At 72.3% G+C, this 13,113-nt stretch carries 9 protein-coding genes; 7 read left to right on the top strand and 2 right to left on the bottom strand.

The window, feature by feature from the left end:
- The first annotated feature begins 1 nt into the window (after window position 1).
- Window positions 2-859 (top strand): 3-oxoacid CoA-transferase subunit B, encoded by an 858-nt coding sequence (locus OERS_RS22385; RefSeq protein WP_056761085.1) that lies wholly within the window; start codon window positions 2-4, stop codon window positions 857-859.
- A complete protein-coding gene (locus tag OERS_RS05415) occupies window positions 856-2,016 on the top strand; it encodes an acetyl-CoA C-acyltransferase (RefSeq protein WP_068625032.1) in 1,161 nt (386 codons plus the stop codon). The genes OERS_RS22385 and OERS_RS05415 overlap by 4 nt, the downstream gene beginning before the upstream one ends.
- A 31-nt stretch (window positions 2,017-2,047) precedes the next feature.
- Here the strand turns inward: OERS_RS05415 and OERS_RS05410 are convergent, their stop codons facing one another.
- Complete coding sequence (locus tag OERS_RS05410; protein ID WP_068625031.1) at window positions 2,048-4,921, bottom strand: lysylphosphatidylglycerol synthase transmembrane domain-containing protein; 2,874 nt, start codon at window positions 4,919-4,921, stop codon at window positions 2,048-2,050.
- Window positions 4,922-5,146: 225 nt separating this feature from the next.
- Here OERS_RS05410 and OERS_RS05405 point away from each other — a divergent pair, with 225 nt between their 5' ends.
- The 5 genes from OERS_RS05405 to OERS_RS05385 all read left to right on the top strand — a co-directional run bounded on the left by OERS_RS05405 (window position 5,147) and on the right by OERS_RS05385 (window position 12,115).
- Window positions 5,147-6,118 carry an HdeD family acid-resistance protein gene (locus tag OERS_RS05405; RefSeq protein ID WP_068625030.1) on the top strand — a complete coding sequence of 324 codons (972 nt, stop codon included), beginning with the start codon at window positions 5,147-5,149 and terminating at the stop codon, window positions 6,116-6,118.
- A gap of 311 nt (window positions 6,119-6,429) precedes the next feature.
- Complete coding sequence (locus OERS_RS05400; protein WP_068625029.1) at window positions 6,430-8,076, top strand: ABC transporter substrate-binding protein; 1,647 nt, start codon at window positions 6,430-6,432, stop codon at window positions 8,074-8,076.
- A 148-nt stretch (window positions 8,077-8,224) separates the two neighbouring features.
- Complete coding sequence (locus OERS_RS05395) at window positions 8,225-9,337, top strand: ABC transporter permease (protein ID WP_082618128.1); 1,113 nt, start codon at window positions 8,225-8,227, stop codon at window positions 9,335-9,337.
- Between the two features lies 1 nt (window position 9,338).
- Complete coding sequence (locus OERS_RS05390) at window positions 9,339-10,388, top strand: ABC transporter permease (protein WP_056644471.1); 1,050 nt, start codon at window positions 9,339-9,341, stop codon at window positions 10,386-10,388.
- Complete coding sequence (locus OERS_RS05385; protein WP_068625028.1) at window positions 10,385-12,115, top strand: dipeptide ABC transporter ATP-binding protein; 1,731 nt, start codon at window positions 10,385-10,387, stop codon at window positions 12,113-12,115. Before OERS_RS05390 ends, OERS_RS05385 begins: the two co-directional genes overlap by 4 nt.
- A 94-nt stretch (window positions 12,116-12,209) precedes the next feature.
- On the opposite strand, the gene OERS_RS05380 is transcribed toward OERS_RS05385, so the two are convergent.
- A complete protein-coding gene (locus OERS_RS05380; RefSeq protein ID WP_068625072.1) occupies window positions 12,210-12,959 on the bottom strand; it encodes a CPBP family intramembrane glutamic endopeptidase in 750 nt (249 codons plus the stop codon).
- Window positions 12,960-13,113 lie beyond the last annotated feature (154 nt).

Raw genomic sequence — 13,113 nt, 5'->3', positions numbered from 1 at the left:
CATGCCCTGGGACCGGGACCAGATGGCCGCGATCGCCGCGGCCGAGCTGCACGACGGCGACTACGTGAACCTCGGGATCGGCATCCCCACGCTCGTCGCGAACCACCTGCCGCCCGGAGTCTCGATCACGCTGCAGAGCGAGAACGGGATGCTGGGGATCGGGCCGTTCCCGCTCGACGGCGAGGAGGACGCCGACCTCATCAACGCCGGCAAGCAGACCGTCACGGCGCTGCCGGGCGCGAGCTACTTCGACTCCGCGACGTCGTTCGCCATGATCCGGGGCGGGCACGTCGACATCGCGATCCTCGGTGCGCTCGAGGTGTCCGAGACGGGCGACCTCGCCAACTGGACCGTGCCCGGGAAGCTCGTCAAGGGCATGGGCGGGGCCATGGACCTCGTCGCGGGCACGCCGCGCATCGTCGTCCTCATGGACCACGTGGCGCGCGACGGGTCACCCAAGCTCCGGCACGTGTGCGGGCTGCCGCTCACGGGGCAGGCCGTGGTGGACCGGATCATCACGGACCGCGCGGTCTTCGACGTCGTCGACCTCGCGCCGCCCGCATCCCCCGGGGTCCCGACCGCCACGGACTCGTTGTCAGAACGTGGCCGGGGTATTCCCCGGCCACCTTCTGACAACTCATCGGGGGCGGGTCTCGGAGCTGGGACCGGTGCAGTACCGGCAGCACCCGGGGCCTCGCGCCGCGGCCTCGTGCTCCGCGCCGTCGCGCCCGGCGTGACCCTCGACGAGGTGCGCGACGCGACCGAGGCGAGCTACGCCGTCGGGCTGGAGGAACCGCGGCCCGCGGCCGGGGCGACCACCCGCACCCAGACCCGCCCAGGACACCAGGAGGAAGCATGACCGTCATCGTGGGGTACGCGCGCACCCCCTTCGTGCGTTTCAACGGCGCCTTCGCGACCGTGCCCGCCGCGACGCTCGGGGCGCACGCGCTGGGCGCGGCGCTCGCGGACGCAGGACTGGTGCCCGACGACGTCGAGCTCGTCCTCGCCGGACAGGTGCTCCAGGGCGGGGCCGGTCAGAACCCGGCACGGCAGGCCGCCGTCGGCGCGGGCGTGCCGTACTCGGTGCCCGCGATGACGCTCAACGCGGTGTGCTTGTCCGGCATGGAGGCCGTGGTGCAGGCGCACCGGCTCATCACCGCGGGCGAGGCCCAGGTCGTCGTGGCCGTGGGGCAGGAGTCCATGAGCCTCGCACCGCACGCGTGGGTCGGGTCGCGGGCGGGCCGGAAGCTCGGCGACGTGACCCTCGTGGACACGCTCGCGCACGACGGGCTGCGCGACGCGTTCGAGCGGGACTCGATGGGGCTCAGCACCGAGCGCCACGGCGAGGGGCTCGGGATCAGCAGAGCGGCCCAGGACGCGTTCGCGGCGTCGTCGCACGCGCGGGCAGCCGCGGCGGCCGACTTCCTGCGGGGCGAGATCGCGCCGTTCCAGACGCCCGGGCGGGGCGGGCGCCTGGTCGAGGCCGACGACGGCGTGCGCGTCGACACCACGGCCGAGGTCCTGGCGCGGCTGCGTCCCGCCTTCCGCGAGGACGGCACCATCACGGCCGGGAACGCCTCGCAGATCTCCGACGGCGCCGCGGCGCTCGTGCTCGTGAGCGACGAGGAGGCGGAGCGGCGCGGACTGACCGGCGCCCGCATCCTGGGTCATGCGCTCGTGGCGGGGCCCGACGTCTCGCTGCACGCGCAGCCCGCGAACGCGATCCGCGCGGCCAGCGCCCGGGCGGGTCTCGAGGTCGGGGAGCTGTCCGCGATCGAGATCAACGAGGCGTTCGCGGTCGTGGCCCTCGCGTCGACGGACCTGTTGGGCGTCGACCCCGCGATCGTCGACGCCAACGGCGGAGCCATCGCGCTCGGGCACCCCATCGGGGCGTCGGGCGCGCGCATCGTCGGTCACCTGGCGCGGCGGCTCGCGGCTCTCGGCGGCGACGCCGTGGGGGCGGCCGCGCTGTGCGGCGGCGGGGGACAGGGGTCGGCGGTGGTGCTGCAGGGCTAGGTGATCCGGAGCGGCTGCGGGAGCTCGCGCGCTAGAGGTCGCCCTTGCGCTGCAGGAAGCGCATCGCGGCCCAGCCGATGGGGATGCGGGCCCAGTAGGTCGCGACACGGAACAGGATCGTGGCCGAGGTGGCGATCGCTGGCGGGATGCCCGCGGCGGTCAGGCCGGCGGTCAGGGCGATCTCGATCGTGCCCAGGCCGCCGGGGGTCGGGACCGCCGCGCCCGCGGCGTTGCCGACCAGGTAGATCACGGCCACGTCGACGAGCGCGAGCTCCTGGCCGAACGCCGCGAGTGCCGCGTCGAACGCGAGCACGTAGCCGAGCGTCATGATGATGTTCCCGCCGAAGCCGAGGGCCAGGCGTCCCGGCTGGCTGAGCATCTCCGACAGTCGCGGCCAGACCTGCTGGACCGTGGGCCGGATCTTGGCGAGCACCCAGCGCCGGACGGCCGGGACGAGCAGCGTCGCGATCACGGCGAGCGCGACGCCCGTGATCGCGAGCAGCACCGTGGTCGAGGGCAGCTTGATCAGACCGCCCGACCGGGCCGTCATCGACAGGACGACCAGCAGCAGGATCGTGATGACGAACTGCGACACCTGGACCAGGGCCACGGTCGCGACGGCCATGGGGGTCGACACGTTCCGCTTGGTGAGCATGCGCAGGTTGAGGGCCGCCGGTCCGATCCCGGCCGGTGCCGCGAGGGCCACGAACGACCCGGCCATCTGGGTCAGCGTCGCGCGGATCATGGGCAGCTTCACGGGCGAGAACGCCACGAACGTCAGGGCGGCGCCGAACCAGGTGAGGATGCCGAGCGCGAACGAGATGACGGCCCACCAGGGGTTGGCCTGGGAGACGGCCTCGGCGATCTGCTGGAAGTTCATGGTCGTGACGACCACGGTCACCGCGACGATCGTCAGCGTCAGCGTGATGATCGTCCGGGCCCCGAAGCGCGTGATGCGCTGGGGCTCGACGTCCGTCTCCGGCAGGCGCTCGACGAGAGCGGCCCGCAGGTCCTTGAAGAGCTCCTTGTTGGCGCGCATCTCCTCGCGCGTGCTCACGGGCAGCGCGATCGACTGGAGGAGCGGCCCGATCGCCGCGATGTCCTCGTTGGGCAGCACGTTCACGGCCGAGGCCACGGCGCGCTGCGCGCCCACGCGGAGCGCGAGGAGCGCGACCATCTGCGTGAGGTCCATGCGGCGCGACAGCTCGGACGACGCGATGTCTCCCTGCTCCCACCCGGTCAGCCAGACCTTGACCTCGGAGTCGTCGGGGCCGGCCTCGACGCCCTCGGGGCGGAGGTCGACCGCCGCCGACGCGGGGCCCGTGCCCGGGCCGGTCCCCGCCGGGTGCGTCGAGGCGCCTCCCGGCTCTCCCCGGCTCACGAGCATGACGTCGGAGGTCAGGGCGCGGTGCGAGAGCCCGGCGTCGTGCGCGAGCTGGATCTGGTGCCAGGCCTCGGTGAGGACGGCGTCGGTGACCTCGTCGTCGGGCAGGTCGCGCAGCGAGACCGCGCCGACCGCGTGCTCCTGGACCAGGATCATCGAGTCGTCGGCCTCGGCCACGCCCAGCAGGCGCGGCGTCCGGACCCCTGCGGCGCGGGCCGCGTAGGCGAGCAGCGCGGTGCGCTCGGCGACGGCCTTGAGGGAGATCGCGGCGCGCCCCTCGATGCCTCGCAGGCGCAGCGAGCGCCAGAACCGCGTGATGAAGCCGACGACCTGCCGGTCGCCGTCGAGCACCACGACGTCGCGCCGCACCCCGTCCTCGGTGAACATCGCGTAGACGCGGTTGTCCCCGGAGCGGGTCAGCGCGATGGCCGCGGGGTCCGACGGGGCCTCGGCGGGCTCGCTGACCCCGTCGCCCAGGGCGCCGGACAGGTGGTCGCCCGTGATGCGCGCGTCCGCGGTGAGCGCCGAGTCCTCGTCCGTGCCGGCGATGCGCACGACGCCGACGTGCACTTCACCCGTGATCTCGCCGTCGGCGTTGACCTCGGTGATGGGGTCCTCTGCCGCCTCGGCGAGCTCTGCGGGCTGGGACACGTCGCGCACGCGGACGAGGGCGGTGGGCGAGTACCCGGCCCGCCTGACGCCGTCGACCAGGTGCGGTCCGTAGGCTCGCTCGCTGCGCACCCCGGACACCCACCGGACGGCGTTGCCGGCGATCCGGCCGAGCAGGAGCGTGATGATCGCGCCCGGCAGCGAGACCTGGGCCGTGATGAGGACGACGCCGAGCGCGATGAACAGCAGGTTCCAGGACCAGGCGACCGTGCGGCGCCGGGTGCGGGGGCCGGCCGCGGTGAGCAGTCCGCTGATCGCGGCGACGTAGCCGGGGATGCTGAGCTGCCACTCGCCGCGGATGCGGACCGACAGGCCCTGGATCAGGTCGGCCGACCCGAACGTCAGCACCGAGTAGGTCATGGCGATGCCCAGGAGCATGCCGATCGCGGCCGCGGCGATCGACTCGACGACCTGGCGTCCGAGCTTGCGGATGCCGAGCTCGATGAGGACGGCCGTGGGGATCGCGAGTGTCACGAGGCCCTCGAGGACCGCGACCGGGATGAAGAGGATCCTCGCGAGGAGGTCGGAGAACCCTTGGACGTCCTCGGCGACGCCCGCGGTGGTGCCGTGCGCGTACACGGACATGAACATGACGAGCGCGACGCCCAGGGCGCACAGCACGATCCCGACGAGGTCGCTCGGGTGGCGCACGCGCGCCTCGGGGGTGTCGACGATCTGGACCGTGGGGTCCGTCCCGTCGCCGACGGCGCGCGGGGTCGCGAGGAACGCACGGAACGAGCGGGGGTCCGGTGCCCCGTGCTCGGTCGTCTCGAACGACCCGACCTCGTGGACCTGGGGGCGTGGCTCGGCCGTCGCCGGAGGACCGGCCGGGTCGTGAGCACGCGCAGACATGCTTGCGAGTCTAGGGCGGGAGGTCCCGAGAGGCGCGGTATTACGCCACTTTCTGCCGGGTGATTTGCCCGCTTGCTCCCGTTGTCCAGCATGCTTCGCCGGGCGAGTGTGACCAACCTCCAGCAGGATGAACGCAGGTAGCGCTCCCATCCTGGCAGGCGCGCCGAGGGCGATCGCCCTGGGCGCGGGGCAGGGTGCACGGCGCACGACGAACGGTGGTGGCGCATGGTCCGGAGCAGGCGCAGAGGGCGGGACACGGTCGAGATCCCCGAACCGCTCAACGCGTTCAAGAACGTCTGGTGGCTCCCCGTGGTGCGCGGGCTGCTCCTGGTCGTGCTCGGGCTGCTGCTCATGATCCAGCCGCTCGAGGCGTTCGAGACGCTGCGCTGGGTCTTCGGGATCTTCCTCGTGGCGGACGCGGTCCTCGTCGCGGTCCAGGGCCTGGCGCACCGCAAGCAGGTCGGGTGGACCTGGTGGCTCGCGCAGGCCGTCGTCAACCTGCTCTTCGGCGCCGCGGTCATGTTCTGGCCGGACCTCAGCGTGACCGCGCTCTACTACGTCCTGGTCGTGTGGGTCCTGGTCCTGGGGGTCACGGCGATCGTGGGTGCGGCCGGGCTCGTGCGCAACAGGGACCTGGGGTGGCCGTGGCTGCTGACGTTCGGCATCGTCTCGACGCTGTTCGGCCTGCTGCTCGTCACGCGCCCCGTCGACGCCGACGACGTCCTGAGCCTGACGGTCGTCGTGTTCGGCCTGTACGCGTTCGTCGCGGGGGCGATCCACGTGGTCTCGGGCTTCGGGGTCCGGTCGGTCGCGCGCGAGCTCGCTGACCTGCGTGCGCAGGCGGTCGCGGCGGGCGTGGTCGTCACGGGCGGGTCGGTGCTGGGCGCGGGGGCCACGGCCCCGGTGGTCGCGGAGGCCGCGGCGACGCCCGCTCCGGAGGGCGTACCGGCGTCGGGCCCGACGGCGGAGCTCACCGCGGGCGGTGAGGTCACCGGGACGGCGGCCGGGTCGGGCGGGCCGGCCGGGTCGGGCGGCGAGCCGTCGCCGGCTCGCCCGGTCGAGGAGCTCGGTGGCGCCGGCGCCGGGAGCGTGCCCGACGTCCCTGCGGAGGACCGCCTGCCGACCCCCGCTCCCGACGAGGTGACCGGGCCGCGCGAGCCGGGCTCCGACGTCGGGCAGGAGACGTCCGGGCGCTGAGCGTGCGCCGCCGGTGACAGCGCTGGCGGTCCCGAGCGGGCGACCCCGCACGGCGGGGGTCCACCGCCTCGAAATAGCCGTGACGCACCGGAACGTACTCCTCGGTAACTTCACGACTGTGATCCGTCTCACCATGTGGCGGCGGGGGTTACGACCCGGTAACAAGATGCTCGGAACCGCCGTGCTGAGCCGTTCCGGGGTGCTTGACCGAAACAACAGTGTGTTAGACATCACGGACCTTGGTCGCAGAACCAGGCCGTGGGAGCGCCACCGCGCACCCACCTCATGACCCCGAAGAAGAGGTGTGACGGATGACGACCGTTTCGAGGAAGCGGCTCCTCGCCGCAACGGCAGGCATCGCCGTCGTGACGTTCACGCTCACGGCGTGCGGCAGCGGCAGCGGGACGAACGACGACGGCGGCAGCAGCAACGCGAGCGCAGGAGGCGCGCTGACGATCGGCACGACCGACAAGGTCACGACGCTCGACCCGGCCGGCTCCTACGACAACGGGTCGTTCGCGGTCATGAACCAGGTGTTCCCGTTCCTGCTCAACACCCCCTACGGGAGCCCGGACGTCGAGCCCGACATCGCGGAGTCCGCCGAGTTCACTGCGCCCACCGAGTACACCGTCAAGCTCAAGCCGGGCCTGAAGTTCGCCAACGGCCACGACCTCACGTCCTCCGACGTGAAGTTCACGTTCGACCGGCAGGTCGCCATCAACGACGAGAACGGCCCCGCCTCGCTGCTCTACAACCTGGAGAGCGTCGCGACGCCCGACGACACGACCGTCGTCTTCACGCTCAAGTCGCCCGACGACCAGGTCTTCCCCCAGATCCTGTCGAGCCCTGCCGGCCCCATCGTCGACGAGGAGGTGTTCGCGGCCGACGCGCTCACGCCCGACGCCGACATCGTCGCGGGCAAGGCGTTCGCCGGGCAGTACTCGATCGCCAAGTACGACTTCAACAACCTGATCTCCTACGAGGCCAACCCCGACTACCAGGGCGTGCTCGGCGAGGCCAAGACGGCGAAGGTCAACACCAAGTACTACACCGACGCCTCCAACCTGAAGCTCGACATCCAGGAGGGCAACATCGACGTCGCCTTCCGCAGCCTGTCCGCGACCGACATCGACGACCTCCGGGGCAACGACAAGGTCAAGGTCGTCGACGGCCCGGGCGGAGAGATCCGCTACATCACGTTCAACTTCGACTCCCAGCCCTACGGCGCCAAGGCCGAGGGCGCGGACCCGGCCAAGGCCCTCGCCGTGCGCCAGGCCGTCGCGGACCTGATCGACCGCGAGGAGATCGCGACCCAGGTCTACAAGGGCACCTACACGCCGCTGTACTCGTACGTCCCTGCGGGTCTGACCGGCGCGGTCGAGCCGCTCAAGGAGCTCTACGGCGACGGGCAGGGCGGGGCCGACGCCGACAAGGCCAAGGCCACGCTCGAGGCCGCCGGGGTCACCGTCCCCGTGGTGCTCGACCTGCAGTACAGCAACGACCACTACGGGCCGTCCTCCGGTGAGGAGTACGCGCTCATCAAGGACCAGCTCGAGAAGAGCGGCCTGTTCACGGTCGACCTGCAGACCACCGAGTGGGTCCAGTACGCCAAGGACCGCACGGCCGACGTCTACCCCGCCTACCAGCTCGGCTGGTTCCCGGACTACTCGGACGCCGACAACTACCTCACGCCGTTCTTCCTCCAGGAGAACTTCCTCGCGAACCACTACGACAACCAGGAGGTCAACGACCTGATCCTCCAGCAGGCCGCCACGCCCGACGCGGCAGCCCGCACGGCCCTCATCGAGGAGATCCAGGAGAAGGTCGCCGCCGACCTCTCGACCGTCCCGTACCTCCAGGGCGCACAGGTCGCGGTCGTCGGCACGGGCGTCGCCGGGACCGAGGACACGCTCGACGCGTCGTTCAAGTTCCGCTACGGGGCGCTCTCGAAGAGCTGATCCCCGAGGGCGCGGGCGGCCCGACCGGCGACGGCCGGGCCGCCCCGCCCCGACGGCTCTCGGCGGGCCGTGCGAGCGACCTCCGCCGAGCGCCCGCAGCACCGCAGGCAACCGAGCAGCGTGGCTCGGACCACGACGAACGGACGACATGACCACGACGACCGACCAGGTGACCACGGCCGACCCGCCAGGCGCCAGGACCCCACGCCCCACCACCCCGCGGCCCAGGACGTCCGGAGGAGGTGGGCTCGGGCGGTACGTCCTGGTCCGGTTCCTCCTCATCATCCCGACCGTCTTCATCCTCGTGACGACCGTCTTCTTCGTCATGCGCGCGACGGGCGACCCCATCACCGCGGCGCTCGGCGGCAGGCTCCGGGCCGACCAGCTCGCCGAGCGCATCCACGCGGCCGGCTACGACCGCCCCATCATCGTCCAGTACCTCGAGTACCTGGGCGGGATCCTGCGCGGCGACTTCGGCACCACGATCAGCGACAACCGCCCGGTCTCCGAGATCCTCACGACCTACGGCGCGGCGACGCTCGAGCTCGCGGTCTACGCGCTGATCATCGCGTTCCTGGTCGGCATCCCGCTCGGGCTGCTCGCGGCCCACCACCGCGACCGGGTCCCCGACGCGTTCCTGCGCGTCTTCGCGATCCTCTGCTACGCGACCCCCGTGTTCTTCGCGGGCCTCCTGCTCAAGCTGATCTTCTCGGTCGGCCTCGGCTGGTTCCCCGTCGCGGGTCGTGCCTCGACCGGCGCCGAGCTGCAGATGCTCTCGCTCCCGGACCCGTCGGGCTTCTACGTCGTGGACGCGATCCGCACGGGCGACCCCGCCGTCCTGGGCGACGTCCTGATGCACGCGGTCCTGCCCGGGGTCGCACTGGGGCTCCTGACCGCCGGGGTGTTCCTGCGCCTCGTCCGGACCAACGTGATCGGGACGCTCGCGACCGACTACGTCGACGCGGCCCGCTCGCGCGGCGTCTCGGAGCGTCGCCTCGTCCGCACGCACGCGTGGCGGCCGGCGCTCATCCCGATCATCACGGTCATGGGCATGCAGATCGCGATGCTCCTGGCCGGGGCGGTCCTCACCGAGACGACCTTCGAGTGGAAGGGCCTCGGCTTCATGCTCTCGCAGTACCTCCAGGCCCGTGACTTCGTCGCGGTCCAGGGGATCGTCGTCCTGCTGGCCGTGATCGTCGCGATCACGAACTTCCTCGTGGACGTCCTCGCGGCGCTCATCGACCCGAGGGTGAGGTACTGACATGGCACGACGACTCTCCTGGGGACGCCTGCCCGTGGTCCACCAGCTCCGCCAGAGCGTCGGGCTCCAGCGCGGCATGCTCGTCGCGGGCCTGATCATCACGGGGCTCTTCCTCCTCACGGCCCTGGCCGCGCCGCTGCTCGCGCCCTACGGGTACAGCCAGCTCCGCAACGCGGACGGGGCGTTCGGCGCGCAGCAGCCGCCGTCGGCCGAGCACCTGCTCGGCACGACCGTGGGCGGCTACGACGTCCTGTCGCGCGTGATCTGGGGCGCGCAGACCGCGGCCCTGGTGATCGTGGTCGCGATCGCGGCGTCGATCGTGATCGGCATCCTGCTGGGCCTGGTCTCGGGGTACTTCGGCGGCTGGCTCGACCGCGTGCTCGTGGTCCTGTGCGACGCGATCTACGCGTTCCCGTCGCTGCTCCTCGCGATCCTGCTCGCGATCGTCATCAGCGGAGGCCAGTCCAAGCTGTGGGGCGGCATCCTCGCGGCCGCGCTCTCGATCACCGTGGTCTTCATCCCGCAGTACTTCCGCGTGATCCGCGCCGAGACCGTGCGGATCAAGGCCGAGGCGTACATCGACTCGGCGCGCGTGATCGGCACGCCGCACCGCCGGATCATGGGTCGGCACGTGCTGCGCAACGCGACGCGCACGCTCCCGCTCATCGTGACGCTCAATGCGTCGGAGGCGATCCTCACGCTTGCGGGGCTCGGGTTCCTGGGCTTCGGGATCGAGCCGACGGCCGCGGCCGAGTGGGGCTACGACCTCAACAAGTCGTTGTCCGACGTGACGAGCGGGATCTGGTGGACCGCGCTCTTCCCGGGCCTCGCGATCGTGCTCGCGGTCCTGGGCATCACGCTCGTGGGCGAGAGCCTCAACGACCTGGCCGACCCCCGCCTGCGCAGCCGCCGGGCGGCGGCCGTCGGTGCGGGCGAGGTCGCGGAGACGTCGGTCGTGCCGGGAGGCTCGCTCGTGGCCGGCCCGGCGGGTCTGGGTGGTCTGGAAGGTTCGGGGACGCTGGGCGACGAGGGAATCGAGGTGCGCCCGTGAGCGCGCAGCAGGCAGCATGCGAAGGCCCGACGACGTCGCGCGAGCAGGGCGCGGTCGTCACCATCCGGGACCTCACGGTCTCGTTCGCGACCGACGCCGGACCGATCCTGGCGGTCGACGGGGTCGACCTCGAGGTCGCCCCGGGGGAGGTGCTCGCGGTCGTCGGCGAGAGCGGCAGCGGCAAGACCGTGACGGCCAAGACGATCCTCGGTCTGCTGCCGGAGACCGCGACGGCGCGTGGCGCCGTCGTGCTGTCGAACAAGGAGGGGACGGGCGGGTCCGACGTCGTGAGCCTGACCCGGTCCCAGCTCCGGGCCGTGCGCGGCACGGACGTCGCGATGGTCTTCCAGGAGCCGTCGGCCGCGCTCAACCCCGTCTTCACCGTGGGGTGGCAGATCGTCGAGGGGCTGCGCGCGCACCGGCGCGTGCGCCGTGCGGAAGGGCGCCGGCAGGCGGTCGACGTGCTGCGCAGGGTCGGGATCCCCGACCCCGAGACGGCGGTCGACAAGTACCCGCACCAGTTCTCGGGCGGGCAGAAGCAGCGCATCGTCATCGCGATGGCGCTCGTGCTCGACCCCGGGCTCATCGTCGCGGACGAGCCGACGACCGCGCTCGACGTGACCGTCCAGGCCGAGATCCTCGACCTGCTGCGGCGCTGCCGCGACGAGTTCGGGACCGCGATCGTGCTCATCACGCACAACATGGGCGTGGTCGCGGACCTCGCGGACCGCGTGGCCGTGATGTACCAGGGCAAGGTCGTCGAGCAGGCCGACGTGCGGTCGCTGTTCGAGGACCCGCAGGCCGAGTACACGCGCGCGCTCCTGGACGCGGTGCCCCGCGTCGGCGGGGGCGTGGTCAACGCGGCGGCCCGGGTCGAGGCCCGCGCCGACGGCTGGGCCGAGGGGGAACCCGTCGTCGTGGCCCAGGGGCTGCGGATCGAGTACCCGGGGCGTTTCCGCAAGCCCGCGTTCGTCGCGGTCGACGGGGTGGACCTGTCGATCCGTCCCGGCGAGGTGCTGGGGCTCGTGGGCGAGTCGGGCTCGGGCAAGACGACGATCGGCCGGGCCATCGGCGGTCTCACGCCCGTGACGGGCGGATCGCTGTCGGTGCTGGGCGTCGAGATGCGGGGCGCTCGGGAGCGCGAGGTGCGGCCCGTGCGTCCGCGCATCGGGTTCGTGTTCCAGGACCCGGCGTCGAGCTTCAACCCGTTGCTCACGATCGCCGAGTGCGTGGCCGAGCCGCTCGTGGTGCACGGGCGGGCTGCCGACGCGGGGGACGCCCGGGGACGCGTCGACGAGCTGCTCGAGTCGGTCCAGCTCCCGCGTGCGTACGGCGACCGCTACCCGCACGAGCTGAGCGGCGGCCAGCGTCAGCGCGCGAGCCTGGCCCGCGCGCTCGCGCTCGATCCCGAGCTGCTCGTCGCGGACGAGCCGACGTCTGCGCTCGACGTGTCGGTCCAGGCGCGCGTGCTCGAGCTGTTCGCCGAGCTCCAGCGCGAGCTGGGGTTCGCGTGCCTCTTCATCAGCCACGACCTCGCGGTCGTGGACCTGCTCGCCGACCGGATCGCGGTGCTCTACCGGGGCCGGCTCGTCGAGGAGGGCACGTCGGCCGAGGTGCTGGGCGCGCCGCAGCACACGTACACCAAGCAGCTCCTGGCCTCGCTGCCCGTGCCGGACCCGGTGCTCCAGGCCGAGCGCCGGGAGGAGCTGGCGGCGCTGCGGGTCTGAGTTCCGCTGCGGGTCTGACGGTCCGCTGAGTGCGGAGCTCTTGCGCGACGCGCCCGGCGTGTCGCGCAAGAGCTCCGCACTCAGCGATGTGCCACTATCCGACGCCCAGCGCCTCGAGCCACTCGCGCGGCAGCAGGGCGTAGCCCACGAACGCGACCACGTCGAGGATCGTGTGGGCGATCACGAGCGGGACCACCCGGTGCCGCCCCCACCTGCTCGTGTAGAACCACGAGAACACGACGCCCATGACCACGTTCCCGACGAACGGCCCGATGCCCTGGTACAGGTGGTACGAGCCGCGCAGCAGCGAGCTCCACACGACGAACTTCACGCGTCCCCAGCCCAGGTCCTTGGTGCGCTCGAACAGGTACGCGACCGCGATGACCTCCTCGAGCAGGCCGTTCTGGAGGGCCGCGAGGATCAGGATCGGCACGGTCCACCAGTAGTCCGCGAGGTTGGCCGGGTTGACCTCGACCGTGATCCCGAGGGCACGCCCGGCGACGTACAGCCCCAGGCCCGGGATGCCGATGACCGCGGCGAGCGCGACGCCCCAGCCCGTGTCGCGCCACGGCCGGCTGCCGTCGAGCCCGATCGCCCGCGTGACCGACCGACCGCGCGCCGAGAGCAGGTAGAGCGCGAGCGCGACCGGGATGAGCGCGAACCCGATGCTGAGGATCTGGTAGGTCAGGTCGAGGTACGGGCGGGGCGACTGGCTGTTGTTGAGGCTCGCGCTCTGCTGGGCGAGCGGGGTGCCCTCGGTGAGGCGCGCGACGATGTTAACGACCGCGTAGACCCCGGACCGGCCGAGGCTCAGTCCCAGCAGGATCCAGATCTCGGCCCCGATGCGGCGGCGGGTCTCGGGGCGGTCGGCCGTCGTGGGGGCCCAGCGCGACCGCTTCCCGCCCCCGGCCTCGCCTGTGGGTGCCACACCGACCCCCGCTGCTCCGGGCTCGCGCGGCGTGCCGGTCGGTGCTGCTGGCTCGGCGCCAGAGCCGGGG

This window comes from Oerskovia enterophila (genome assembly GCF_001692445.1).
In the GTDB taxonomy this organism is placed as follows: domain Bacteria; phylum Actinomycetota; class Actinomycetes; order Actinomycetales; family Cellulomonadaceae; genus Oerskovia; species Oerskovia enterophila.
Note: the sequence above shows the minus strand (reverse complement) of the source record. Positions and strands in the feature narration are given on the sequence as shown.

Excerpts from the sequence above, each read along its gene's own strand:
- OERS_RS22385 (WP_056761085.1), top strand. The coding sequence starts at position 2 with ATGCCCTGGGACCGGGACCAGATGGCCGCGATCGCCGCGGCCGAGCTG.
- OERS_RS05415 (WP_068625032.1), top strand. The coding sequence starts at position 856 with ATGACCGTCATCGTGGGGTACGCGCGCACCCCCTTCGTGCGTTTCAAC.
- OERS_RS05410 (WP_068625031.1), bottom strand. The coding sequence starts at position 4,921 with ATGTCTGCGCGTGCTCACGACCCGGCCGGTCCTCCGGCGACGGCCGAG.
- OERS_RS05405 (WP_068625030.1), top strand. The coding sequence starts at position 5,147 with ATGGTCCGGAGCAGGCGCAGAGGGCGGGACACGGTCGAGATCCCCGAA.
- OERS_RS05400 (WP_068625029.1), top strand. The coding sequence starts at position 6,430 with ATGACGACCGTTTCGAGGAAGCGGCTCCTCGCCGCAACGGCAGGCATC.
- OERS_RS05395 (WP_082618128.1), top strand. The coding sequence starts at position 8,225 with ATGACCACGACGACCGACCAGGTGACCACGGCCGACCCGCCAGGCGCC.
- OERS_RS05390 (WP_056644471.1), top strand. The coding sequence starts at position 9,339 with ATGGCACGACGACTCTCCTGGGGACGCCTGCCCGTGGTCCACCAGCTC.